The sequence below is a fragment of the Pseudomonas sp. HP_14 genome (assembly GCF_055283875.1).
The window spans coordinates 97871-119994 of record NZ_JBTOQI010000046.1 but is presented as its reverse complement, the minus strand read 5'-3'; the positions used below and the strand labels follow the sequence as shown (position 1 = coordinate 119994).

At 57.3% G+C, this 22124-nt stretch carries 24 protein-coding genes; 12 read left to right on the top strand and 12 right to left on the bottom strand.

Annotated features, from left to right (window positions below):
- Positions 1-218: 218 nt before the first annotated feature.
- From ftsY to ACYASS_RS26025, 6 genes are all read left to right on the top strand, one after another.
- A complete protein-coding gene (ftsY, locus tag ACYASS_RS26050; RefSeq protein ID WP_463588216.1) occupies positions 219-1751 on the top strand; it encodes a signal recognition particle-docking protein FtsY in 1533 nt (510 codons plus the stop codon).
- A complete protein-coding gene (ftsE, locus tag ACYASS_RS26045) occupies positions 1748-2419 on the top strand; it encodes a cell division ATP-binding protein FtsE (protein WP_122663955.1) in 672 nt (223 codons plus the stop codon). The genes ftsY and ftsE overlap by 4 nt, the downstream gene beginning before the upstream one ends.
- Entirely contained in the window at positions 2416-3441 is a 1026-nt protein-coding gene (gene ftsX / locus ACYASS_RS26040) for a permease-like cell division protein FtsX (RefSeq protein WP_243244421.1), read from the top strand. Before ftsE ends, ftsX begins: the two co-directional genes overlap by 4 nt.
- A 109-nt stretch (positions 3442-3550) precedes the next feature.
- A complete protein-coding gene (gene rpoH / locus ACYASS_RS26035) occupies positions 3551-4405 on the top strand; it encodes an RNA polymerase sigma factor RpoH (RefSeq protein WP_027899700.1) in 855 nt (284 codons plus the stop codon).
- Positions 4406-4659: 254 nt separating this feature from the next.
- Positions 4660-5835 (top strand): N-methyl-L-tryptophan oxidase, encoded by a 1176-nt coding sequence (solA, locus tag ACYASS_RS26030; RefSeq protein WP_463588215.1) that lies wholly within the window; start codon positions 4660-4662, stop codon positions 5833-5835.
- Between the two features lie 48 nt (positions 5836-5883).
- On the top strand, positions 5884-6663 hold the full coding sequence (locus tag ACYASS_RS26025; RefSeq protein WP_463588214.1) for a MetQ/NlpA family ABC transporter substrate-binding protein: 780 nt from the start codon (positions 5884-5886) through the stop codon (positions 6661-6663).
- A gap of 167 nt (positions 6664-6830) precedes the next feature.
- On the opposite strand, the gene mtgA is transcribed toward ACYASS_RS26025, so the two are convergent.
- The gene (gene mtgA, locus ACYASS_RS26020) at positions 6831-7541 is read right to left on the bottom strand and encodes a monofunctional biosynthetic peptidoglycan transglycosylase (RefSeq protein ID WP_463588213.1); all 711 of its coding nucleotides are present in this window, start codon (positions 7539-7541) and stop codon (positions 6831-6833) included.
- A gap of 80 nt (positions 7542-7621) precedes the next feature.
- On the opposite strand from mtgA, the gene ACYASS_RS26015 reads away from it, so the two are divergent.
- The 4 genes from ACYASS_RS26015 to trmB all read left to right on the top strand — a co-directional run bounded on the left by ACYASS_RS26015 (position 7622) and on the right by trmB (position 10045).
- On the top strand, positions 7622-7999 hold the full coding sequence (locus tag ACYASS_RS26015) for a DUF423 domain-containing protein (RefSeq protein WP_243244419.1): 378 nt from the start codon (positions 7622-7624) through the stop codon (positions 7997-7999).
- A gap of 113 nt (positions 8000-8112) precedes the next feature.
- Positions 8113-8313 carry a sulfur carrier protein ThiS gene (gene thiS / locus ACYASS_RS26010; protein WP_463588212.1) on the top strand — a complete coding sequence of 67 codons (201 nt, stop codon included), beginning with the start codon at positions 8113-8115 and terminating at the stop codon, positions 8311-8313.
- A 54-nt stretch (positions 8314-8367) separates the two neighbouring features.
- Positions 8368-9162: a thiazole synthase gene (locus ACYASS_RS26005; RefSeq protein ID WP_243244418.1), complete on the top strand. Its 795-nt coding sequence runs from the start codon at positions 8368-8370 to the stop codon at positions 9160-9162.
- A gap of 235 nt (positions 9163-9397) precedes the next feature.
- Positions 9398-10045 carry a tRNA (guanosine(46)-N7)-methyltransferase TrmB gene (trmB, locus tag ACYASS_RS26000; RefSeq protein WP_240350658.1) on the top strand — a complete coding sequence of 216 codons (648 nt, stop codon included), beginning with the start codon at positions 9398-9400 and terminating at the stop codon, positions 10043-10045.
- Positions 10046-10151: 106 nt separating this feature from the next.
- On the opposite strand, the gene ACYASS_RS25995 is transcribed toward trmB, so the two are convergent.
- The 9 genes from ACYASS_RS25995 to ACYASS_RS25955 all read right to left on the bottom strand — a co-directional run bounded on the left by ACYASS_RS25995 (position 10152) and on the right by ACYASS_RS25955 (position 17804).
- Positions 10152-10475, bottom strand: a complete 324-nt coding sequence (locus ACYASS_RS25995) for a DUF3392 family protein (RefSeq protein WP_122663961.1) — start codon at positions 10473-10475, stop codon at positions 10152-10154.
- A 9-nt stretch (positions 10476-10484) separates the two neighbouring features.
- Positions 10485-11699, bottom strand: coding sequence for a radical SAM family heme chaperone HemW (gene hemW, locus ACYASS_RS25990; protein WP_463588211.1), 1215 nt, complete (start codon positions 11697-11699; stop codon positions 10485-10487).
- The gene (gene rdgB / locus ACYASS_RS25985) at positions 11696-12298 is read right to left on the bottom strand and encodes an RdgB/HAM1 family non-canonical purine NTP pyrophosphatase (protein ID WP_463588210.1); all 603 of its coding nucleotides are present in this window, start codon (positions 12296-12298) and stop codon (positions 11696-11698) included. The genes hemW and rdgB overlap by 4 nt, the downstream gene beginning before the upstream one ends.
- Positions 12295-12729, bottom strand: coding sequence for a DUF4426 domain-containing protein (locus tag ACYASS_RS25980; RefSeq protein WP_243244415.1), 435 nt, complete (start codon positions 12727-12729; stop codon positions 12295-12297). Before ACYASS_RS25980 ends, rdgB begins: the two co-directional genes overlap by 4 nt.
- 144 nt (positions 12730-12873) lie before the next feature.
- Positions 12874-13494, bottom strand: coding sequence for a methionine biosynthesis protein MetW (gene metW, locus ACYASS_RS25975; protein WP_243244414.1), 621 nt, complete (start codon positions 13492-13494; stop codon positions 12874-12876).
- 7 nt (positions 13495-13501) lie between these two features.
- On the bottom strand, positions 13502-14641 hold the full coding sequence (gene metX, locus ACYASS_RS25970; protein ID WP_463588209.1) for a homoserine O-succinyltransferase MetX: 1140 nt from the start codon (positions 14639-14641) through the stop codon (positions 13502-13504).
- A gap of 196 nt (positions 14642-14837) precedes the next feature.
- On the bottom strand, positions 14838-15356 hold the full coding sequence (locus tag ACYASS_RS25965; protein ID WP_122663966.1) for a Dps family protein: 519 nt from the start codon (positions 15354-15356) through the stop codon (positions 14838-14840).
- 321 nt (positions 15357-15677) lie between these two features.
- The gene (locus tag ACYASS_RS25960) at positions 15678-16895 is read right to left on the bottom strand and encodes a methyltransferase (RefSeq protein ID WP_463588208.1); all 1218 of its coding nucleotides are present in this window, start codon (positions 16893-16895) and stop codon (positions 15678-15680) included.
- Between the two features lie 144 nt (positions 16896-17039).
- Positions 17040-17804, bottom strand: a complete 765-nt coding sequence (locus tag ACYASS_RS25955; protein WP_243244410.1) for a transporter substrate-binding domain-containing protein — start codon at positions 17802-17804, stop codon at positions 17040-17042.
- Positions 17805-18405: 601 nt separating this feature from the next.
- On the opposite strand from ACYASS_RS25955, the gene gabP reads away from it, so the two are divergent.
- Positions 18406-19797: a GABA permease gene (gabP, locus tag ACYASS_RS25950; RefSeq protein ID WP_122663969.1), complete on the top strand. Its 1392-nt coding sequence runs from the start codon at positions 18406-18408 to the stop codon at positions 19795-19797.
- Between the two features lie 205 nt (positions 19798-20002).
- On the opposite strand, the gene ACYASS_RS25945 is transcribed toward gabP, so the two are convergent.
- A complete protein-coding gene (locus ACYASS_RS25945; protein WP_243244408.1) occupies positions 20003-20422 on the bottom strand; it encodes a DUF3010 family protein in 420 nt (139 codons plus the stop codon).
- A gap of 61 nt (positions 20423-20483) precedes the next feature.
- Positions 20484-20894 carry a lysozyme inhibitor LprI family protein gene (locus ACYASS_RS25940; protein ID WP_463588207.1) on the bottom strand — a complete coding sequence of 137 codons (411 nt, stop codon included), beginning with the start codon at positions 20892-20894 and terminating at the stop codon, positions 20484-20486.
- Between the two features lie 243 nt (positions 20895-21137).
- Here ACYASS_RS25940 and ACYASS_RS25935 point away from each other — a divergent pair, with 243 nt between their 5' ends.
- Entirely contained in the window at positions 21138-22115 is a 978-nt protein-coding gene (locus tag ACYASS_RS25935; protein ID WP_243244406.1) for a dipeptidase, read from the top strand.
- The last annotated feature ends 9 nt before the right edge of the window (positions 22116-22124 follow it).

The window sequence follows — 22124 nt, the reverse complement described above, 5'->3', positions numbered from 1 at the left end:
GCCTCTGTAGGAGCGCGCTTGCCCGCGATGCGATTTTAGAGCCAGCATATTAGTTGCCTGTGCAGACGCTATCGCGAGCAAGCTCACTCCTGCAGGAGACTGCGGATTATGCTCGGCCAGCAGATGAACAAGCAGACTGAAATGTAGTCTGTTTCGCATACCAGAATTTTTCAGAGGCGCCGCTCTGGCGCGTCGCTACCTTGAGATAGCCGTCCTCCATGTTTGGTTCCAACGACGACAAGAAGAACCCAGCCCCGGCTGGCGAGAAGAAAGGCCTGTTCGGTTGGCTGCGCAAGAAGCCGCAGGAAACTACGGTCGAACAACCACAAGACTTGGCCCCAGCAGCCCCGGAGCCGGTTGTTGAACCGACTCCGGAGGCCGCTGAGCTGCAGCAACCAGCTGCACTGGCGCCTGCGCCGGAAACTTTCAGTGCAGAGCCGACAGTCGAGCACGTTCAGCCGGGCGAACCCACGGCAGAGCCATGGCTGACCTTGCCGGTCGCCGAAGAGCCTGTCGCGCTGGTCAATGAGTATGAGCTGCACGTTACGCCGCCGATTGCGCCTGTTGCTGCTCCGTTTGAGCCAGAGCCAGAATTGCCTCGTATTGATGTGCCGATTGCCGAACCGGAATCGACCATCATTCCAGAGCCAGAGCCAGAGCCAGAGCCAGAGCCAGAGCCAGTTGCGGTAGAACCCGAGCCGCAGCCTGAGCCGGTGGTTCCGCCTGTCGTTGCTGCCATGGCCCCTGCCGCTGCTGCAGCCGTTGCGCCGATCATCGAAGCCCCGGCGGCACCGGTTGCTGCCCAGCCTGAAGCCACCAAAGCGGGCTTCTTCGCACGTCTCAAACAAGGCTTGTCCAAAACCAGCGCCAGTATTGGCGAAGGCATGGCCAGTCTGTTTCTGGGCAAGAAAGTCATCGACGATGACTTGCTGGAAGAAATCGAAACCCGATTGCTGACCGCCGACGTTGGGGTCGAGGCAACAGGCGTGATCATTCAGAGCCTGACCCAGAAGGTCGCCCGTAAGCAGCTCACCGATGCTCAGGCGCTGTACACATCGTTGCAAGGCGAGCTGGCCGCAATGCTCAAGCCGGTTGAACAGCCGCTGATCATTGATGCTTCGCGCAAGCCGTTCGTGATTCTGGTCGTCGGCGTCAACGGCGCAGGCAAGACCACCACGATTGGCAAGCTGGCGAAGAAGCTGCAACTGGAAGGCAAGAAAGTCATGCTCGCTGCCGGTGATACCTTCCGTGCCGCTGCTGTCGAGCAGCTACAGGTTTGGGGCGAGCGCAACAAGATCCCGGTTATCGCTCAGCACACCGGCGCAGACTCCGCTTCGGTGATCTTCGACGCCGTACAGGCCGCCAAGGCGCGCGGTATCGACGTTTTGATTGCCGACACGGCCGGTCGTCTGCAAACCAAAGACAACCTGATGGAAGAGTTGAAGAAGGTGCGCCGCGTGATCGGCAAGCTGGACGCGGAGGCACCTCACGAAGTCCTGTTGGTGCTGGACGCCGGTACCGGGCAGAACGCGATCAGCCAGGCCAAGCATTTCCACCAGGCAGTGTCCCTGACCGGCCTGGCACTGACCAAGCTGGACGGTACGGCTAAAGGCGGCGTGATCTTTGCGCTCGCCAAACAGTTTGACCTGCCCATCCGCTATATCGGCGTGGGTGAGGGCATTGATGACCTGCGTACTTTTGAGGCCGAGCCGTTTGTTCAGGCCCTGTTTGCGGAGCGCGAGCGCACATGATTCGTTTCGAACAGGTCGGTAAACGCTATCCGAACGGACACGTCGGCTTGCATGAGCTGAGCTTTCGAGTGCGTCGTGGTGAGTTTCTGTTTGTGACCGGTCACTCCGGCGCGGGCAAAAGTACCTTGCTGCGTCTGCTGCTGGCCATGGAGCGCCCGACTTCCGGCAAGTTGCTCTTGGCAGGTCAGGATCTGGGCCAGATCAGCAATGCACAGATTCCATTCCTGCGTCGGCAGATCGGCGTGGTGTTCCAGAATCACCAGTTGCTGTTTGATCGCACGGTATTCAACAACGTCGCCCTGCCTTTGCAGATTCTGGGATTGTCCAAGCTGGAAGTCACCAAGCGTGTGGACTCCGCTCTGGAGCGCGTAGCGTTGTCGGACAAGGCCGAGCTGTACCCGGGTGACCTTTCCACCGGTCAACAGCAACGGGTGGGCATTGCTCGCGCCATTGTGCATCGCCCTGCTTTGCTACTCGCGGACGAACCCACCGGTAACCTCGATCCACGTCTCGCAGCGGAAATCATGGGTGTGTTTGAAGACATCAATCGCCTCGGCACCAGCGTGCTGATTGCCAGTCACGATCTGGCGCTGATTGCCCGTATGCGTCACCGCATGCTCACGCTGCAACGCGGTCGTCTGATCGGTGACGGGGAGGCTGGGGTATGAGTGCTACACGTTCCCCTAAAGTTTCCGAGCGCGTATCGCCGAAAGCCGCCGATCCTGCTCCGAAAAAGCCAAAAAACAGCCATGACGATGACGGCCCGGATTTCGGTACGCTGTTCAACGCCTGGCTGGAAGCGCACCGCTCCAGTTTGATCGACAGCTTGCGGCGTCTGGGAAAACAGCCCATCGGCAGTTTCTTCACGTGTCTGGTGATGGCGATTGCTTTGAGCCTGCCCATGGGCTTGTCGTTGCTGCTCAACAATGTCGAGCGGCTGGGCGGTTCCTGGCAGCGTGCTGCGCAGATATCGATTTACCTGAAGCTGGATGCTACGGCCAGCCAGGGCGAAAAATTACGGAACGAAATTCGTCTGATGCCGGGTGTTGCCGAGGCTGAATACATCAGCCGCGAACAGGCGCTGGCTGAATTTCAGCAGCAGTCCGGGCTGGGTGAGGCCTTGAAGGAATTGCCGGAAAATCCGCTGCCGGGCGTCGTGCTGGTCACGCCGGACGAGGTAGACAAGCCTGCGCTGGAGGCCTTGCGTACTCAGTTGGCAGGTATGCCTAATGTGGAGCAGGCGCAACTGGATCTGGTCTGGGTTGAGCGTCTTGCCGCAATCCTCAAACTGGGTGATCGGTTTGTCTTTGGTCTGACTGTGCTATTGGTTGCCGCGCTGTTGCTGGTAATTGGTAACACCATACGTCTGCACATCGAGAACCGTCGTACCGAAATCGAGGTCATCAAATTGGTAGGCGGCACCGACAGTTATGTACGTCGTCCCTTCCTTTATATGGGCGCATTGTATGGCCTGGGTGCGGGTTTCCTGTCGTGGGGCGTGCTGGCATACGGCCTGAACTGGCTCAATGACGCGGTTATCGGGCTGGCCGGATTGTACGGAAGTGACTTTTCTCTGGCTGGCGTACCAGCGTCCGATGGTCTATCACTCTTGCTTGGAGCGGTGTTGTTAGGGTATATCGGTGCTTGGATTGCAGTAGCACGCCATTTGAGAGAGCTGGCACCTCGGTAAATTTTTCTTCATGTATTGACTTTTTTATACAGGGAACTTGTTTAGCGGTTCCCGGGTCAATTTCGCAGTGCTGAACTGCACGAGTCATGTGACGGAGGTAACATTTCGTATGACCACTTCTTTGCAACCTGCGTATGCCTTAGTCCCGGGTGCGAACCTGGAAGCCTATGTGCACACGGTGAACAGCATTCCTTTGCTGACCCCTGAGCAGGAGCGTGAACTGGCTGAGAGTCTCTATTATGAGCAGGATCTGGGGGCGGCTCGGCAGATGGTCCTCGCCCACCTGCGTTTTGTTGTGCACATCGCACGCAGCTATTCCGGTTACGGCCTGGCTCAGTCAGATCTGATCCAGGAAGGTAACGTTGGCCTGATGAAGGCCGTTAAACGCTTTAACCCGGAAATGGGTGTGCGTCTGGTTTCGTTCGCTGTTCACTGGATCAAGGCGGAAATTCACGAGTTCATCCTGCGCAACTGGCGCATTGTGAAAGTCGCGACCACCAAGGCCCAGCGCAAGCTGTTCTTCAACCTGCGCGGCCAGAAGAAACGTCTGGCGTGGCTGAACAATGAAGAAGTTCATCGTGTGGCTGAAAGCCTCGGCGTTGAGCCGCGTGAAGTGCGCGAGATGGAAAGTCGCCTGACAGGGCACGATATGGCGTTCGACCCGGCTGCTGAAGCCGACGACGACAGTGCGTTCCAGTCGCCAGCGAACTACCTGGAAGACCACCGTTATGATCCGGCACGTCAGCTGGAAGATTCCGACTGGACTGACAACTCCACCGCCAATCTGCATCAGGCGCTGGAGGTGCTGGACGACCGTAGCCGTGACATCCTCTATCAGCGCTGGCTGGCTGAAGAGAAGGCCACGCTGCACGACCTGGCGCAGAAGTACAACGTCTCCGCCGAGCGTATTCGTCAGCTTGAGAAGAGCGCGATGAACAAGCTCAAGTTGTCGATAGCCGCGTAATAACGGTTCATCGACAAACAAACGCCCTGACCGGGAAACCGGTCAGGGCGTTTTTGTTTCTGGCCCCCTGTAGGAGCCGAGCTTGCTCGCGATGCCGGCGCTGCGGTCCATCAAGCCAATCGAGTTATCGTTCATCGCGAGCAAGCTCGGCTCCCACAGGTACGTGTGCTTTTCCGGCATAAGCTTATGGTTTTTTGATCGTTGCCTTGCATAGGCATAAATACTCAAATGTCTGCTTTTTGGGCGATGAGCAGATGGCTGAGCGGTGTGAAGTAGCGGTACTGGGCCTTGGTGCTATGGGCGCGTCGACCGCGTATCAACTGGCCAAGGCTGGCGTCCGGGTCATTGGCATCGACCGGTACAACCCTCCGCACACCGAAGGCTCCAGCCACGGCGATACGCGCATTACCCGTCTGGCCGTGGGTGAAGGCGCTGAATATGTTCCGATCGTGCACAACTCCCACCGCATCTGGCGTGAACTTGAGGCGCTGACGGGTGAATCGCTGTTTGAGCAGTGCGGCGTCCTGGTGATGACATCCAGCCCTGCTTACGATCCTCAAGACGAAACCGATTTCACCCATCGCACCACCCATCTGGCCAAAACCTACGGCATCGACCACGAAGTACTCGACGCGGCGCAGATTCGACAACGCTTCCCGCAGTTCGCCCCAGTGCTGGACAGCGCGATTGGCTATTTTGAGCCAGACGGCGGTTATGTGCGGCCGGAGCGCTGCATTGATGTGCAGCTCAAACTGGCACGCGAGCATGGCGCGACGTTGCTGACGGGAGAGACCGTCACAGGCATCACCTCGAACGCAGAGGGCGTCAGGATCATTACTGATGAGCGCACGATTCTCGCCGATAAGGTGGTGGTCAGTGCGGGTATGTGGTCTGCGGATTTGCTGGGTGAGCCGTTTAACCGTCTGTTACGGGTCTGCCGACAAAAGCTGTTCTGGTTTGAGCTGGAGGAGGGTGCGACCTTTGCGGCCAAATCGCCTAGCTTCATCCTGACCCACGGTCCGGGCGAAGTCGACATCAATTACGGGTTCCCGCCACTGCCGGGCGAAGGCAGCATGAAGGTCGCCACTGAACAGTATCGCGACGCCTCTTCGGCAGATGCACTTAACAGATCGATCAGTGTTGAAGAAGAGCAGAGCATGTTCGACGGCCAGGTGCGCGACAAGATCGCAGGCGTCACCTCACGGGTGGTCAAGTCCTCTGTCTGCGCTTACACCGTAACGCCCGATTACAACTTCATCATCGACGAACACCCGGCATTGAAAAACGTGCTGGTTGTTTCCGCCTGCTCGGGCCACGGCTTCAAGCATTCCGCCGGTCTCGGCGAGGCGCTCGCGCAGTGGTGCATCAGCGGCAAGAGCGATGTGGACTTGTCGGCCTTTTCCCTGAAGCGTTTTGACGAACAGCGTTAAAACGCCTCAATTCCTGCGTTATCTGCCCACTCTGAAAGGTGATCTATCGTGAAACGTGTTGCCCTGTCCCTGGCGCTATTGGTCGCCGCAGTAGGTTCCGCTTACGCCGACGCCCTGAAAATCGCTGTTGTGCCTGTGCCCCATGCCGAAATCCTGGAGTTCCTCAAGCCGACTCTGGCCAAGGAGGGAGTGACTCTGGACGTGAAAGTATTTTCGGATTACGTGCAGCCGGATCGTCAGGTGGATGAAGGTTTGCTGGACGCCAACTACTTCCAGAGCAAGCCGTATTACGACGCCTACAAGAAGAGCCATCCGGGCAGCGATCAAGTGCCGGTGGTTGCGGTGCACATCGAACCGTTCGGCGCGTACTCGAAGAAGATCAAATCGATTGCCGAGCTGAAGGATGGCGCAACCATCGCCATTCCCAATGACCCGACCAACTCCGGGCGGGCTTTATTGCTGATCGCCAAACAAGGTCTGATCACCCTGAAAGACCCAGGCAACATCATGGCAACCCGTCAGGACATCACCAGCAACCCGAAAAACCTGAAGTTCAAGGAGCTGGAAGCCGCCATGCTGCCTCGCGCTCTGAGTCAGGTTGATCTGGCGCTCATCAATGCCAACTACGCGCTTGAAGCCAAGCTTGAGCCGCATAAAGATGCGCTGTTCATCGAAAGCTCGGAATCGCCTTACGCCAACTACCTGTACGTGCGCCGGGACAAGGCAGATCTGCCTGCTGTGAAAAAGCTGGGTGCTGCGCTGAATTCGCCTGAAGTGAAAGCGTTCATCCTGGAGAAATACCACGGGGACGTTGTGCCAGCGTTTTAATCGGGATTAGTTCGCGTCCTGGGTCGGAGCGAATTTATTCGCGAACTGGCGCGAAGCGGCAGCAATGGGCGCGCCTCAGTTCACATGCTGGCACCGGGTCGCCAGGTTTACGACTGCTGCGCAGCCGTTCGCGAATGAATTCGCTCCTACCGGTTCGGGGCTGCCTGTTAGAGCTTACGGCTGCTGTTTAGCCCTAGCAGATAATCATCCCCACCCAGCTGCTGCATCTGGCGACGAATCCAGCTGGCGCGACCTGCAACATAACTGGTTGGACGGCTGGCGCTCCATTCGCGGGGGTTGGGCAGCACCGCTGCCAGATAGCTGGCCTGCTGCATCGAAAGCGCGCTGGCATTCACGCCGAAGTGATGCTGCGCAGCCGCCTGAGCGCCGAACACACCGTCATCCCACTCGACGCTGTTCAGGTACACCTCAAGGATTCGCTGCTTGGACCAGAGGATTTCAATCAGCCCGGTAAACCAGGCCTCAAGCCCTTTGCGCAGATAGCTGCGACCCGACCACAGGAAGAGGTTCTTGGAGACTTGCTGGCTCAGGGTGCTGGCGCCGCGAATCGAGCCGCCCATCTCGTTGTGGGCAATGGCCGCCTGAATGGCTTCGACGTCAAAGCCCCAGTGCTCGGAGAATTTCTGATCTTCGCCCGCGATGACCGCGACCTTCAGGTCATTGGAAATCTTGTCCCATGGCTGCCAGGTGCGCTGTAGATCAATAGGCTTGCCGTCAGCCCATGATTCAATCTTGCGCTCGACCATCAACGCAGTACCCGGCGGCGGCACGAAACGGAAGATCAGGACCAGCAACACGCTACCCGCAGCAAACAGGAGCAGGGCTTTGATAAGACGACGTACTAATGAACGCAGCATAGAGATGGCTTGGCCGAACCCGTTGAGCGGGCCATTATACAGACCGTGCGCCTTTGGACGATTTTTGAACGGAGTTAGTTATGGTTCGTAGCTTTTTGATGTTGGCCGCGTTTTTTGGCTTTACCGGCGTCGCGCTGGGAGCGTTTGCTGCGCATGGCCTCAAGAACCGCCTGAGCCCTGAGTATCTGGCGATTTTTCATACAGGCGTGCTCTATCAACTGATCCACGCGTTGGCGATTCTGGGCGTAGCGGTGCTTGCCGCTCAGCTTCCGGGCAGGCTCATGACCTGGGCGGGCTTCTCGTTTGCGCTGGGAATTGTGCTGTTTTCGGGCAGTTTGTATCTGTTGACCCTGACCGGTATCAGCAAGCTGGGCATCATTACACCGTTCGGTGGTCTGGCATTTCTGGTGGGCTGGGCGCTGCTCGGTTTGACCGCTTGGCGACTCGGTGGGGTTTGATACTCGATAGACCACGGACCGGTAGGAGCGAAGTCCCACACATCGCTTTACCTTGGTCATCCAGGCTGATCGGGCTAGAATGCTCGCCCCAAAAATGATGGCTGCTCCCGCGCATGCACATTCAGTTGAACGGTGAACCCTTTGAATTGCCTGACGGCGCGACCGTTCTGGCCTTGCTGACCCGCCTTGATCTTGTCGGGCGTCGTGTCGCAGTCGAGCTGAACCTGGATATCGTGCCGCGCAGCCAGCATGAGACAACGGCTCTGCGCGAAGGCGATCAGGTCGAAGTCGTCCACGCGATTGGCGGCGGCTAGGCTTCGACATTTTCTGATTCAACTGCAAGACCTCAACTTCCAAGAGGATTTCCAATGAGCAATGTTCGCAGCGACAAGCCGTTTATCCTGGCCGGTCGGACTTTCGAGTCACGCCTGCTGGTGGGTACCGGCAAGTACGTGGATATGGAGCAGACCCGTCTGGCCATTGAAGCGTCGGGTGCCGAGATCGTCACCGTCGCAGTACGCCGTACAAATCTGGGCCAGAACCCGGGTGAGCCGAACCTGCTGGATGTCCTGCCGCCGGATCGTTACACGATCCTGCCGAATACCGCCGGTTGCTTTGACGCGATTGAGGCGGTGCGCACCTGCCGCCTGGCCCGTGAACTGCTCGACGGCAAGAATCTGGTCAAGCTGGAAGTCCTCGCGGATCAGAAAACTCTGTTCCCTAACGTGATCGAAACCCTCAAGGCCGCCGAAGTGCTGGTGAAGGAAGGCTTCGACGTGATGGTTTACACCAGTGATGACCCGATCATTGCGCGCCAGCTGGCGGAAATCGGCTGCATCGCCATCATGCCGCTGGCTGGCCTGATCGGCAGCGGGCTGGGCATCTGCAACCCTTACAACCTGCAGATCATCCTGGAAGAAACCAAAGTCCCGGTGTTGGTCGATGCCGGTGTCGGCACGGCTTCCGATGCGACCATTGCTATGGAACTGGGCTGTGAGGCCGTGTTGATGAACTCGGCCATCGCCCACGCTCAAGACCCGATCCTGATGGGCGCAGCCATGAAACACGCCGTTATTGCCGGTCGTATGGCTTACCTCGCAGGCCGTATGCCAAGAAAACTCTATGCCAGCGCATCTTCGCCGCTGGATGGGTTGATCCGGTAAAACAGTAACTATGTAGGAGCTCACGAGCAACGCGAGGCAGCGATAGCGGTTTGCCTGACACACCGCTATCGCTGCCTCGCGTTGCTCGTGAGCTCCTACAGGAAAGCATTAATTCAGTTAGTACGCGTTGTTTGATGAGACCCTTTTGATGACTGATCCAGACATTCCAAACCCAGAGCTGCCTGTTGCCGAAGACGGCGAAGAGCGCCAGCACCGCCGTATCAAGAGTTTCGTGATGCGCGCCGGTCGTATGACTGAAGGCCAGCAGCGCGGCCTGGACCAAGGTCGTCCGCTGTATGTGCTGCCTTTGGCCGACGCGCCAGTGGACTACGATCAGGTGTTTGGCCGTTCGGCGCCGCGCACACTGGAAATCGGCTTCGGCATGGGCCATTCGCTGCTGGAAATGGCAGCGGCCGCGCCGGATCAGGATTTCATCGGTGTGGAGGTTCACAACCCGGGCGTTGGCGCACTGCTCAATGGTGTGCTGACCCAAGGCCTGACCAACGTGCGGGTCTACGATTGCGACGCAATTGAAGTGCTCAACCGCTGCATCGCTGACAACAGCCTTGACCGCCTGATGCTGTTCTTCCCGGATCCGTGGCACAAGAGCCGTCACCACAAGCGCCGCATCGTGCAGCCCGCGTTTGCCGAACTGGTGCGCAGCAAGTTGAAAGTCGGCGGTGTTCTGCACATGGCCACCGACTGGGAACCGTATGCCGAGTTTATGCTGGAAGTGATGAATGTTGCGCCGGGTTATCGCAACCTGGCTGAAGACGGCAAGTGCGTGCCACGCCCGGCCGAGCGCCCGATCACCAAGTTCGAACGCCGCGGCGAGCGCCTGGGGCACGGCGTGTGGGATTTGAAGTTCGAGAAGGTGGATTAATCCGCCGATCCCTCGGTAGGAGCGAACTTGTTCGCGAGGCAATATTCCTGTGTTCGCAGGACCAATGTCTCGCCAACAAGTTGGCTCCTACCGTTTCTACTGAGCGTCACTTCCTGTCCGCAACAACCCCGATCAACACCAACACCACCAACAACACGGGCGCCAGGCTGTAGTTGTTGAACTGGCTCAGTCCGCGAATGACCCACGGTGTGGCGTATATCAACGCTGCGCCGCTGCCGATGGTCACCAGCAACGCCATCAGCGGGATGCGCAAGGCTCCTGCAAAGCTACTGATGCGCTGTTCGACCCAGCCCTTGAAGTCCGAGCCAAACAGCACCAGCAAACAGCCCACCAAGGCGAGGGATATTTCCGATAGGTTGCTGCGGCTCCAACGGGAGATGGTGGCGAGCAGGTCGAGTATCAAATCCATGCAGGGTCCTTAGATCAGAAAGTATTGCAGCAGGTCGTTGAGGAACAACTGGCCTTGCGGCGTTGCAACCAGTCGGGCCGGATCCGCTTGCAGCAGGCCACGTTGTTCGGCTTGTCGGCGCGCGCTGGCCAGCGAATCGAGGCTTAGACCCGTACGGTCGCGAAATAATGCAGCGTCCACACCATTTGTCAGGCGCAGGGCGTTCATCAGGAACTCGAAAGGCAGCTCTTCAATGCTCAGCAGCTTCTCGCCAGCCTTGAATGGCTTGGCCGGGTTCAGGTAATCCTTGGGCAAGCGGGTTTTCCAGGTGCGCACGATGTGCCCGTCCGGATGACTGAGCTTGCCATGGGCTCCGGCACCGATGCCGATGAAATCACCGAAGCTCCAGTAATTCAGGTTATGCCGCGCCGGTCGGCCGGGTTGCGCGTAGGCAGACACTTCGTATTGCGCGTAGCCGTTCTGTGCCAGCAGCAACTGGCCTGCCTCCTGGATGTCCCACAGGATGTCGTCTTCAGGCAGCGTCGGCGGCTGATTCCAGAACACCGTGTTGGGCTCCAGCGTCAGCTGATACCAGGACAAATGCGTCGGTTTCAGGTCGATGGCTTGTTGCAGGTCGCCCAATGCATCGTCGGGCGACTGATCCGGCAGGCCGTGCATCAAGTCCATGTTGAAGTTATCGAAGCCCGCCTGACGCGCCATGTCTGCGGCGCGAATCGCTTCGTCACCATTGTGGATCCGGCCCAGTGCCTTGAGTTTGGCTTCCTGGAAACTCTGGATGCCGATGGACAGGCGATTGATGCCCAGCCCGCGATAGGCGCTGAACTTGACCTGCTCGAAGGTGCCGGGATTCGCTTCAAGGGTTATTTCGATGTCGCTGGCAAAGCGAATCCGTTGCTCGACACCCTGGAGCAAGCGGCCCAGCGCATCAGCACTGAACAGACTTGGGGTGCCGCCACCGAAGAAGATCGAGCTCAGCTCACGGCCGTGCACATGGGGCAAATCCAGATCAAGGTCGGCCAGCAGCGCATCGATGTATTCGGCTTCTGGCAACACCGGGCTGGCGGTGTGCGAGTTGAAGTCGCAGTACGGGCATTTGCGCACGCACCACGGGATGTGGATGTACAGCGACAGCGGCGGCAGTTGCGGCAGTGCAGCCCTCGGCCCGGTCGAGGTAAAACCGGTTTCGCCGAGGTACAGCGTTGTTGCAGGCGTTTCCTGGGTCATTTCAGATCCAGGCCCAGACGCTGGCGCAAGATCGTCATAGCGCGGGCGCGATGGCTGAGTTGATTCTTTTCTACAGGGCTCAGATCCGCGCTGGAACAATCGCGTTCCGGCACCCAGAACAGTGGATCGTAACCGAAGCCGTGCTCACCGCTGGCAGCGTTCAGAATGCGCCCGTGCCACAAACCTTCGCAGAGGATGGGCAGTGGATCGTCCGCATGGCGAACCAGCGCCAGCACGCAAACAAACTGGGCACCGCGTTGCTCTTCAGGCACATCTCTGAGCGCATCGAGCAGCTTGGCGTTGTTGGCGGCATCGCCTTGGCCGTCGGCGTAGCGCGCGGAATAGATCCCTGGCGCGCCGCCGAGGAAGTCCACTGCCAGGCCCGAGTCGTCTGCCAGTGCTGGCAAGCCGGAAATCCGTGCTGCGTTGCGTGCCTTGAGGATCGCGTTCTCAACAAACGACAGGCCGGTTTCTTCCGGTTCCACGCTGCTGAATTCCCCGATGGAGCGCAGTTGCACGCTGTCGCCGAGCATGGCCTGGAGTTCTTTGAGCTTGCCAGCGTTGTGGCTGGCCAATACAAGCTGAGGGAAATTCATCATTCGCCTGGGTAAATGTCTTGATTGAAGCTGAAGGAATGGCTTTCTTCATTCCCGGCTTTCACATCAATGTTGAAGGTGTAGGTTTCGGCCTGTTTAACCGGAAACTGCGCGATATAGCTGATCCAGCCTTTGTCCGAGACTTGCTTGAAGGTCAGAGGCTGAGGGCGTCCGGTCAGGTCCTTGTAGGTGCCGTTTACGCTCGATGGTAATGGCTTGCCCGCCTTGAGTACGGTGATGTTCAGCACGCTTAGCTGTTTGCTGCGAGTCAGGTCCGATGCGGCGGCCACTTCCTGTGACAAGGTGCTTGAAGCAAAAGCGTTGTAATAGACCGTTACGTCGCCAAAGGTCTCTTGCCGGTTGGGCTTGGCATAGTCTGCGGCAAACGCCGACAGGCTAAGGGCGCACATCAACATGATTGCCAGGCGACGCATGGTTGTTCTCCTGTCTATGAATTGAAATACGGTCCTGTAGGAGTGAGCTTGCTCGCGATAGCGCCCGTTCAGACGGTAATTTAGCGCCAGTGAAACCGAATCGCGAGCAAGCTCACTCCTACAGATTCCGGTTTTAGGTTTGCTTCAAATCGCGATCTGGTGTTCCTGCAAGCCCGGGCTGCTGACCCGGTAGATACCGATCTCACCTAACAGGTTAGGCCATTGTTTGCTGGCCCAGCCGTGCCGGTGCTGTTGATCCACCGCGAGCCGATCAATGACCTTCGCGTGACGCCCACGGCACAGCTCTTCGAAGTCTTCAAAGGTGCAGAAGTGGATGTTCGGCGTGTTGTACCAGGTGTAAGGCAGAAAGTCAGAAACCGGCATCCGGCCCTTCGTCGCCAGATACCAGCGGCAGCGCCAGTGACCGAAGTTCGGGAAAGTGATGATGCACTGACGGCCCACGCGCAGCATTTCGTCGAGAATCTTGTCCGGGTAGTGCACGGCTTGCAGGGCCTGGGTCATGACTACGACGTCAAAGCTGTTACTGGCGAAGTTGCCCAGGCCCTTGTCCAGATCCTGTTCGATAACGTTGACGCCCTTGGTGATGCAGCGGGCGATGTTATCGGCGTCGTTTTCCAGGCCATAGCCGGTCACTTGCTTGTTGTCGCGCAACCAGGCCAGCAGTTCGCCGTCGCCGCAACCAAGGTCGAGTACGCGACTGCCCGCAGGGATCCATTCTTGGATGATTTCAAGATCGGCTCTCATGGCGTCCTCAAAGTACAATTCGGTTCATGTAACTGGAGAAAGCCTGCAGGTAACGCGGGATCGGGATCAGGAACGCATCGTGGCCCTGGGGTGCATCGATCTCCATGTAGCAGACGTTCTTTTTCGCTGCCATCAGGGCATCCACCAGTTCCCGCGATCGGGCAGGCGAGAAGCGCCAGTCAGTGGTGAACGACATGACGCAGAAGTCTGCGGTCACATTGGCGAACGTCGCGGCCAGGTTGTCGTTGAAAGCACCTGCCGGGTCGAAGTAGTCCAGCGCTTTGGTCATCAACAGGTAAGTGTTGGCATCGAAGCGCCCGGAGAACTCTTCGCCCTGATAACGCAGATAGCTTTCAACCTGAAACTCCACGCTGTGGAAATCGTAGTTGAGCTTCTCGCTCTTCAGCCCGCGGCCAAATTTTTCACCCATGGAGTCATCGGACAGGTAAGTGATGTGCCCGACCATCCGCGCCAGCATCAGGCCGCGTTTGGGGATAACGCCAAATTCCTGAAAGTCGCCGCCGTGGAATTCAGGGTCCGAAAGGATGGCCTGACGCGCAACCTCGTTGAAAGCGATGTTTTGCGCTGACAACTTGGGAGCCGAGGCAATCGCCAGACAGTGTCGCACCCGGTCCGGGTAAGTCATGGTCCATTGCAGCGCCTGCATACCGCCCAGGCTGCCACCGACGACTGCCGCCCACTGTTGCACGCCCAGCAGGTCGGCCAGCCGCGCCTGGCTGTGTACCCAGTCCTCAACGGTCAGGACCGGGAAGTTGGCACCGAAAGGCTTGCCGGTTTCCGGGTCGATGCTGCTCGGGCCTGTTGAGCCATTGCAGCCGCCGAGGTTATTAAGGCTGACGACGAAGAACCGGTTGGTATCGATAGGCTTGCCAGGACCGATACAACTGTCCCACCAACCGGGCTTGCGGTCATCGACGCTGTTGTAGCCTGCCGCGTGGTGGTGACCGGAAAGGGCATGACAAATCAACACGGCGTTGCTGCGCGCTGCGTTGAGTTCGCCATAGGTTTCGTAAATCAGATCGTAGGCAGGCAACGAGCGGCCACAGGCCAGTGCCAGAGGCTCGCTGAAATGTGCCGTTTGCGGCGTGACTAGACCGACAGAATCTTCGGGAAAGACCGTGGACATCGACCCTGCTCTCGCTTAAATGAGGCGTAAGTCTAAAGACCGCGGGGGGGAGGGGCAACAGAGGAATTCGGTGGGCTGTTTGGCGCTCTGGCTCGTTGGAGCGAGGCTTGCCCGCGAATAGGGACAAGCCAGTGTTTGCAGGTACACCGCGTAACCGTTCTTCGCGGGCAAGCCCGGCTCCAACAGAAGCTTTTTATTAAGCAGTACGCCCCGACTCAAACAGGAACCAGATACGACGTTCGGCCTCGTCGATCCAGTTTTCCAGCAGGCTGGCGGTGGCGACATCGTTGTGTTCGTCGCACAGCGCGTGGGTTTCGCGCATGTAGTTGGCCAGTTGCATGTTGTCCTCGCGCAGTTCCGCGAGCATGTCGGCTGGTGTCACGAAGTCAGCGTCGTTGTCGGCAATACGTTGCAGGCGCTGGATGTGGCCGGTCGAGCGCAAGGTGGTGCCGCCCAGTTTGCGGACGCGTTCAGCGATGGCATCGGTAGTGGCGAAAATTTGATCGGCCTGGTCATCCAGCAACAAGTGATAGTCGCGAAAGTAAGGGCCGGACATGTGCCAGTGGAAGTTTTTGGTTTTCAGGTACAGGCCGAAGATATCGGCCAGCAAGGTATTGAGTTCAGCGGACAGATCACGCCGTGCTTCTTCGCCCAGGCTGTTTGGCGTATGCAAATCGGCTTTGCGCAGTTCTTTGGCGGCTTCAAGATTTTTCATCAGACGTTTCCTTCCTCAGTAGTCGGTCGGCGTAACGGGCGATGCCAGTGAGCATCCTGATGACATTGCAGCACTGTGCCTGGCGGCCTTCTTTACCGCTTGTGCTCAAATCTTTATGCACAATGGGGGAGCGAAAATAGCCAAATGGAATGAAATTTATGGAAATCTTCTTGTTTGAGTTTAACTTTATGTTTTATAAGGTTTTTTATTCTTAATTGAGGTTAACTTCTGACCGTTCGGATAAGTAGCTTGCTAAGCAAATCATCCGCCCTTTGATATTTCATCAACAGAGTTATCCACAGGCTATCCAGTTGATCCGCGTCAATGCAGCTCTGCAATCAGCAACAGATTACGTGGGGTGATGTTGCTTTCGCAGAAGGTGCCGACGCTCACACGGTAGTGCTGTTCTTGCAGATAAAGCGCCTGATCAAGCACCAGCCATAACTCCAGAGGCCGACGGAACAAGTTGCGAACCAATTCCAGATTCCGCACCTGTGCCAGGCGTTCCTGGCCCGCAGTTTCAAGGGTGGACCAATGTTGGACGCCAGGGTCGGGCAAGCCTTTGAGTGCTGCCAGGTCACGACAGTAGTCTTCAAAAGACTTATCCAGCCAGGCACTGGGCAGTGAAGGGGTCGGCAGGTAGGTGTCGCTGTTCTGCAGGCGTCTTTGCAGTAAATCAAAGGCCAGTCGGCGAGCCATGGATTGATCGCGCTGGCGACGAACGCGAGCTCCGGCAGTCACGGTCTCGCTCAGAGGTAAGCCGAGATCTTCCCGGGATAGCCTCAAGGCTGATGCCTGTCCTTCGCTGGATACGGGCTGATACTGTTCGGCTTCGATGCGGTTGTAACAACATGGCGCGATAGCCAATTGGTTGCAGCCGACCTGACTGGCAAGACGCATCAACTGAATATGTAAATCTCCACACGCATGCAGAGCGACCGGGGTGTGATGGGCTTGCAGTCGGCGCCAGGCATCGTCGGCCATGACGTCCTGTTGGACGTGCCCGACCTCAAGCTTCAGGCGCTTGCTGAGTTCACTTCCGGCCTTGATCAGAGCGGGGTCGCGCTCCAGACAGGTTAACGCCTGGCCGGTTTCAAGCAAGCGACGGCCCAGATGACCTTTGCCCGAACACCAGTCCAGCCAGTGGGCAGGTTTGCGCTCGAAGCTCAGGCAGCTGGCAAACGCTTCGATCTGCTGCCATTTGCGTCCTGGCACGTCGACACTCATGCGTGGCTCTACGGGGGCAAGTGCCGAAGTGGGCAATGCTTGTACGTGACTCAGCTCCCTTGCTTCGTGCGCCAGTTGCGGGAAGGGGAAAGGTGCTGCCAGTTGCTCGGGGTGGTTGTGAGCAACTTCGGCCTGGCTGAGCGAGCGCTGACGTAGCCAGTCAGCCAGCTCTGGATACTGATGCTCCCAAGGCAACTGCAGGTGAGTGAACGGCTTGGGTCGCCATAGCGGTTGCCAGGCAAACAGGAAACTGTCCAGTGCCCGGAAGCGACTGCGAAGCTGTTCATCGTGCAAATCGGGGTCGTTGGCCATGGTCAACTATCGCGTTCAAGCGTGTAAGGGGCTGGCGGTTTAAAAGCCAGCCCCCTTCATAGCAGCGTGCTGATCAGCCGTCTATGCGTATGAACGTCCGAGGCCTGAAAAATTTACCGCAAAGGCTTGATCCAGAGCCTTCGATCACAAAATGCTGAACGGGAAATACTTGTCGTTGATCTTCTTGTAGGTACCGTCCTCAATGATTTCCTTGATGGCCAGGTTGAGTCTGGCGCGCAATGGATCATTCAGGCGCACGGCAATGCCAATCTTGTCGTTGTCCAGAACTGCATCGCCTTTGTATTCAAAGCTTGAGCCCGGCTGGCCCTTGAGCCATTCATAGCTGACATATTTGTCGGCGAGCAGTGCATCGATATGCCCGGCAGCCAGGTCGGCAAAGGCACTTTCCTGAGTGTCATAGAGCTTCAGAGTAATATCCATGCCCAGGTTTTCCTGCAGCCAGGAGGCTGACAATGTGGACGCTTGTGCACCAATGGTCTTGCCCAGCAGCGAGTCGCGAATCGACGCCTTGTCAGTTTTGATGTCGCTGCCCTTCGGCGCGACAAACTGCAGTTTGTTCGAGTAGTACGGCTCGGTGAAGTCCACCAGTTGGCGGCGCTCCTGGGTGATGGACATTGAGGAAATCAGGAAGTCGAACTTGTTTTCATTAAGTGCGGGGATGATCTGTTCCCAGTCGGATGTCACCACTTCGCATTCGACTTTCATTTTTGCGCACAGGGCATGGCCGATTTCGACATCGAAGCCCACCGCCTGGCCGCTAGCATCCTTACCGTTGAACGGTGGGTAAGCCCCTTCGACACCGAACTTCAATGTCTCCACCGCAAAGGCACTGGTAGTGAACGCCAGTGTGGCGGCTGCGACCAGCAGGAATTTTTTGTACATCTGCATGGGTGTTGCTCCGTTGCAATTGCGGGACTTATTGGGCAGCTGGTGATGACGACGGGTGTTGGACATGAGTTACCGCAAAATGTCGCTGTCGGCTTGAAGCATTTGTTAAGCCATGTATCGGCGAGGTCCAGCATTGTTGACCTGAACCTGTAGGAACTCACCGAGGTTACGAGGCCAGCGACGACGGTTTGTCTGACACTCCGCCATCGCTGGCCTCGTAACCTCGGTGAGCTTCTACAAGTCCAATATTTGCTATGGATGTATTAAGAGAGCAATCAACTGCCTGATCCGTCCTGTCACTTTGTGCTTCTTTTTCTCAGTACGCAGCCAGGCACTCCGATAGTGCGCACCTAAACGCTTTGTGTATTTTTGGTGCATTTTTCTACTGCGGCGCTGTGCACATCGGTAACAAAACGTGTCACTGACTAGCTGAAACGATTCTCCCCAAGACTAATCCGATAGCTCTAGCACTAACGTTTCCATAAGCGACGTCGTTTTTGAACTGTTCTGGCGCAAAACTTGCGTAAAGAATAAAAAACGCCCCGTTTCTTTCCTTTTACGGAGACGGTCAGGCAGTCGCTCCGCACGCAAAGGTAGTTTTATGAGCAGCATCCCTAATGCTTCAGAGCTCAATCAGGGGCTCAAACCTCGGCACATCACCATGCTGTCCATTGCTGGTGTCATTGGCGCCGGTCTGTTTGTCGGTTCCGGGCATGCGATTGCCGAAGCCGGTCCGGCAGTTCTGTTGGCTTATGCGGCGGCCGGTACGCTGGTAGTACTGGTCATGCGCATGTTGGCCGAAATGGCAGTAGCGGCGCCGGATACCGGGTCGTTTTCGACGTATGCCGATCGCGCTATCGGGCATTGGGCCGGTTTCACTATCGGTTGGCTGTACTGGTGGTTCTGGGTATTGGTCATCCCGCTGGAGGCCAACGCCGCCGCAACGATCCTGCATGCGTGGTTCCCGAACATCGCAATCTGGGTGTTCACGTTGGTTATCACCCTGCTGCTCACGGTAACCAACCTGTTCAGCGTGAAGAACTACGGTGAGTTCGAGTTCTGGTTCGCCTTGATCAAAGTGCTGGCGATCATCGGTTTTGTAGCGCTGGGCGTAGCGGCTATTTTCGGTCTGCTGCCCAACAGCCAGGTCAGCGGCGTCAGCCACCTGTTCGATACCCAAGGCTTTTTGCCTAACGGTATGGGCGCGGTGCTGGCTGCGATGCTGACCACCATGTTCTCGTTCATGGGCACCGAGATCGTTACTATCGCTGCCGCGGAATCAAAAAATCCGGAAAAACAGATCACCAAGGCTACCAACTCGGTGATCTGGCGGATCTGCCTGTTCTATCTGGTTTCGATTTTCATCGTTGTCTCGCTGGTGCCGTGGAATGATCCACGCCTGGCTGAAGTGGGCTCTTACCAGACCGTGCTGGACATGATGGGCATCCCGAATGCCAAGTTGATTGTGGATATCGTGGTGCTGATCGCGGTAACCAGCTGCTTGAACTCCGCGTTGTACACCGCTTCGCGCATGTTGTTCTCGCTGGGCAAACGCGGTGATGCCCCAGCGGTTGCGACCCGCACCAGCAAAAGCGGCACACCTCACTGGGCGGTGATCCTGTCTACTGCAGCTGCGTTCCTGACGGTATTCGCTAACTATGTGGCTCCGGCTGCCGTGTTTGAATTCCTGCTCGCCAGTTCCGGTGCAATCGCGCTGCTGGTGTACCTGGTGATCGCGGTTTCCCAACTGCGTATGCGTCAGAAGAGCATCGCAGCGGGGGAGACCCTGTCGTTCCGGATGTGGCTGTTCCCGTACCTGACCTGGGCGGTGATTGTGTTCATCGTCGGCGTGCTGGGCATCATGCTGGTTCAGGAATCGCACCGCGTGGAGATCATCGCGACGGGCTTGCTGAGTATTCTGGTGATTGCCGCCGGTGTTCTGGTTTCCCGTCGTCGCAAGGGCGAGCGGGCTGGCAAGGCAGTACTGAACTGACCGATTGACCTGCTGCAAACAAAACGGCCGCGATCAGCAATGATTGCGGCCGTTTGTATTTGTCCTGTGAGCGTTTCCACCTGTAGGAGTGAGCTTGCTCGCGATCCAGTGCGAAGCGCTGGTAAAAGTTTGAACCTGAATTCGATTTAAGGCCGTTCCGGCCTTATCGCGAGCAAGCTCACTCCTAAAGATTATGCGTGCACGTCTACAGGTTTTTCATTAGTCCCGAACACGCTGCCTTGTACGCCTCGTGCTGATATTTGTTCAGCGAAGCAGGCAGGTCGAAGTTGTGTTTCTTGTTCTGCGCGTTGATGGTTTGCGGTGACAGCAGGGTGACCTCGCAATCACGCAGTAACTGAAAGACTGTCTCGATCTTGAAGGTGGTCGGGCCACCGGCGAATTCGCCTTTTTTACTGCGCTTCTTGATGACGATGTGGCTGATACCGTTTTCGCGCACGAAACTGGCGATCTGAGTCGCGAAAGCTTTGACGTTGGCGGACTCGTCGTCATCTTCGAGTGCCAGCTTCTTGGTCGCCAGGGGCACATGCTCAAGGCCGCCTTGCTGGCGGGTCGCCAATGCAAAAATAGCCTCGCTGCCTTTGATTTCCACACCACAAATAATCATGAGAGAGCCTTTACGTCATTGCCTTGGGTTATAAGGCAGACACCATAGCTCATTGCCGTGTTCATTCCTGCGCAATCGATTCCAGATACTCGGAGCGCTCATCGCTGGTACGTGCCAGGCAGTCGTTCTGGGCGATGTTAAAGGCTTTGCTACCCGCCGCAGCCGGGAATACTTCCACTGCGCAGTCGGCGTCGCGAAGTTTTTCCCACGCTAGCTGGGCAGCCTTGAGTTTTTCGGCAAAGGCGTTGGCCTGCGATTTGTTCGCGCCGAACTGAGTGTTAACCCGCTGCAACAGGTTCTGGAAATTTTCTTTCAGCAATTCCTCGGCCGTGTCGCGGCTGTACTTCGAGCACTCAAGTGTTTGTTGGTCCTCTTCTACGCCGTCGCATGGGGATGCGTCAGGGTTTTGTGCCGCGTGGGCGCTAGCGATGCTGGACGCTAAAAGAAGCAAAGCCAGGAAAACCTTGTTCATCGAGTCTCTCCACTCCATTTGATGAGCTGGATTCTGGCCTAAGCGCGCTCTAAAGAACAGGTTGGCGAGATGCACGTCGGCGGCGTCCTGTCGCCCTTTGTCGTTTCTTGACGCTTTCGGCAAACCCTCTGTCGTTTTTGCACCCGGCTCGCTCGACCCTCAGGCATATGCTGGCCCCAATAGCGCCGGCATACGATTCGACGCACCAGTACCCAATCAGCACTTATATAAAGGGACAGCCTGATGAGCCCAGCCGAATTACACGCCGACAGCATCGTTATTGACGGGCTGATCATCGCCAAGTGGAACCGTGAGCTGTTCGAAGACATGCGCAAAGGCGGTCTGACCATGGCCAACTGCACTGTGTCGGTGTGGGAAGGTTTCCAGGCGACCATCGACAGCATCTGCAAAAGCCAGAAGCTGATGCGCGAAAACAGCGACCTGGTGATGCCGGTGCGGACCACCGCCGACATCCGCAAGGCGAAAGAACTGGGCAAGACCGGCATCCTCTTCGGTTTCCAGAATGCGCACGCTTATGAAGACCAGATCGGCTACGTCGAGATCTTCAAGCAACTGGGCGTGGGTATCGTGCAGATGTGCTACAACACCCAGAACCTGGTGGGCACCGGTTGCTACGAGCGTGATGGCGGACTGTCGGGTTTCGGCCGCGAAATTGTCGCTGAAATGAACCGGGTCGGCGTCATGTGCGACCTGTCCCATGTCGGCTCCAAGACTTCAGAAGAAGTCATCCTCGAATCGAAAAAGCCGGTCTGTTATTCCCACTGCCTACCGTCTGGTCTCAAAGAACACCCGCGCAACAAATCTGACGAAGAGCTCAAGTTCATCGCCGATCACGGCGGTTTTGTTGGCGTGACCATGTTCGCGCCGTTCCTGGCCAAAGGCATTGATTCGACCATCGATGATTACGCCGAAGCCATCGAGTACACCATGAACATCGTCGGCGAAGACGCCATCGGGATTGGGACCGACTTCACTCAGGGTCACGGTCAGGACTTTTTCGAATACCTGACCCACGACAAGGGCTACGCCCGCCGCCTGACCAGCTTCGGCAAGATCATCAACCCGCTGGGCATCCGCACGGTTGGCGAGTTCCCGAACCTGACCGAGACCCTGCTCAAGCGCGGCCATTCCGAGCGCACGGTGCGCAAGATCATGGGCGAGAACTGGGTCAACGTGCTCAAAGATGTCTGGGGCGAGTAACACCCCGGT

What these genes read in the sequence shown, in the direction of transcription:
- ftsY (WP_463588216.1), top strand. Translation starts at nt 219, where the DNA reads ATGTTTGGTTCCAACGACGACAAGAAGAACCCAGCCCCGGCTGGCGAG.
- ftsE (WP_122663955.1), top strand. Translation starts at nt 1,748, where the DNA reads ATGATTCGTTTCGAACAGGTCGGTAAACGCTATCCGAACGGACACGTC.
- ftsX (WP_243244421.1), top strand. Translation starts at nt 2,416, where the DNA reads ATGAGTGCTACACGTTCCCCTAAAGTTTCCGAGCGCGTATCGCCGAAA.
- rpoH (WP_027899700.1), top strand. Translation starts at nt 3,551, where the DNA reads ATGACCACTTCTTTGCAACCTGCGTATGCCTTAGTCCCGGGTGCGAAC.
- solA (WP_463588215.1), top strand. Translation starts at nt 4,660, where the DNA reads ATGGCTGAGCGGTGTGAAGTAGCGGTACTGGGCCTTGGTGCTATGGGC.
- mtgA (WP_463588213.1), bottom strand. Translation starts at nt 7,541, where the DNA reads ATGCTGCGTTCATTAGTACGTCGTCTTATCAAAGCCCTGCTCCTGTTT.
- ACYASS_RS26015 (WP_243244419.1), top strand. Translation starts at nt 7,622, where the DNA reads ATGGTTCGTAGCTTTTTGATGTTGGCCGCGTTTTTTGGCTTTACCGGC.
- thiS (WP_463588212.1), top strand. Translation starts at nt 8,113, where the DNA reads ATGCACATTCAGTTGAACGGTGAACCCTTTGAATTGCCTGACGGCGCG.
- ACYASS_RS26005 (WP_243244418.1), top strand. Translation starts at nt 8,368, where the DNA reads ATGAGCAATGTTCGCAGCGACAAGCCGTTTATCCTGGCCGGTCGGACT.
- trmB (WP_240350658.1), top strand. Translation starts at nt 9,398, where the DNA reads ATGCGCGCCGGTCGTATGACTGAAGGCCAGCAGCGCGGCCTGGACCAA.
- ACYASS_RS25995 (WP_122663961.1), bottom strand. Translation starts at nt 10,475, where the DNA reads ATGGATTTGATACTCGACCTGCTCGCCACCATCTCCCGTTGGAGCCGC.
- hemW (WP_463588211.1), bottom strand. Translation starts at nt 11,699, where the DNA reads ATGACCCAGGAAACGCCTGCAACAACGCTGTACCTCGGCGAAACCGGT.
- rdgB (WP_463588210.1), bottom strand. Translation starts at nt 12,298, where the DNA reads ATGATGAATTTCCCTCAGCTTGTATTGGCCAGCCACAACGCTGGCAAG.
- ACYASS_RS25980 (WP_243244415.1), bottom strand. Translation starts at nt 12,729, where the DNA reads ATGCGTCGCCTGGCAATCATGTTGATGTGCGCCCTTAGCCTGTCGGCG.
- metW (WP_243244414.1), bottom strand. Translation starts at nt 13,494, where the DNA reads ATGAGAGCCGATCTTGAAATCATCCAAGAATGGATCCCTGCGGGCAGT.
- metX (WP_463588209.1), bottom strand. Translation starts at nt 14,641, where the DNA reads ATGTCCACGGTCTTTCCCGAAGATTCTGTCGGTCTAGTCACGCCGCAA.
- ACYASS_RS25965 (WP_122663966.1), bottom strand. Translation starts at nt 15,356, where the DNA reads ATGAAAAATCTTGAAGCCGCCAAAGAACTGCGCAAAGCCGATTTGCAT.
- ACYASS_RS25960 (WP_463588208.1), bottom strand. Translation starts at nt 16,895, where the DNA reads ATGGCCAACGACCCCGATTTGCACGATGAACAGCTTCGCAGTCGCTTC.
- ACYASS_RS25955 (WP_243244410.1), bottom strand. Translation starts at nt 17,804, where the DNA reads ATGCAGATGTACAAAAAATTCCTGCTGGTCGCAGCCGCCACACTGGCG.
- gabP (WP_122663969.1), top strand. Translation starts at nt 18,406, where the DNA reads ATGAGCAGCATCCCTAATGCTTCAGAGCTCAATCAGGGGCTCAAACCT.
- ACYASS_RS25945 (WP_243244408.1), bottom strand. Translation starts at nt 20,422, where the DNA reads ATGATTATTTGTGGTGTGGAAATCAAAGGCAGCGAGGCTATTTTTGCA.
- ACYASS_RS25940 (WP_463588207.1), bottom strand. Translation starts at nt 20,894, where the DNA reads ATGAACAAGGTTTTCCTGGCTTTGCTTCTTTTAGCGTCCAGCATCGCT.
- ACYASS_RS25935 (WP_243244406.1), top strand. Translation starts at nt 21,138, where the DNA reads ATGAGCCCAGCCGAATTACACGCCGACAGCATCGTTATTGACGGGCTG.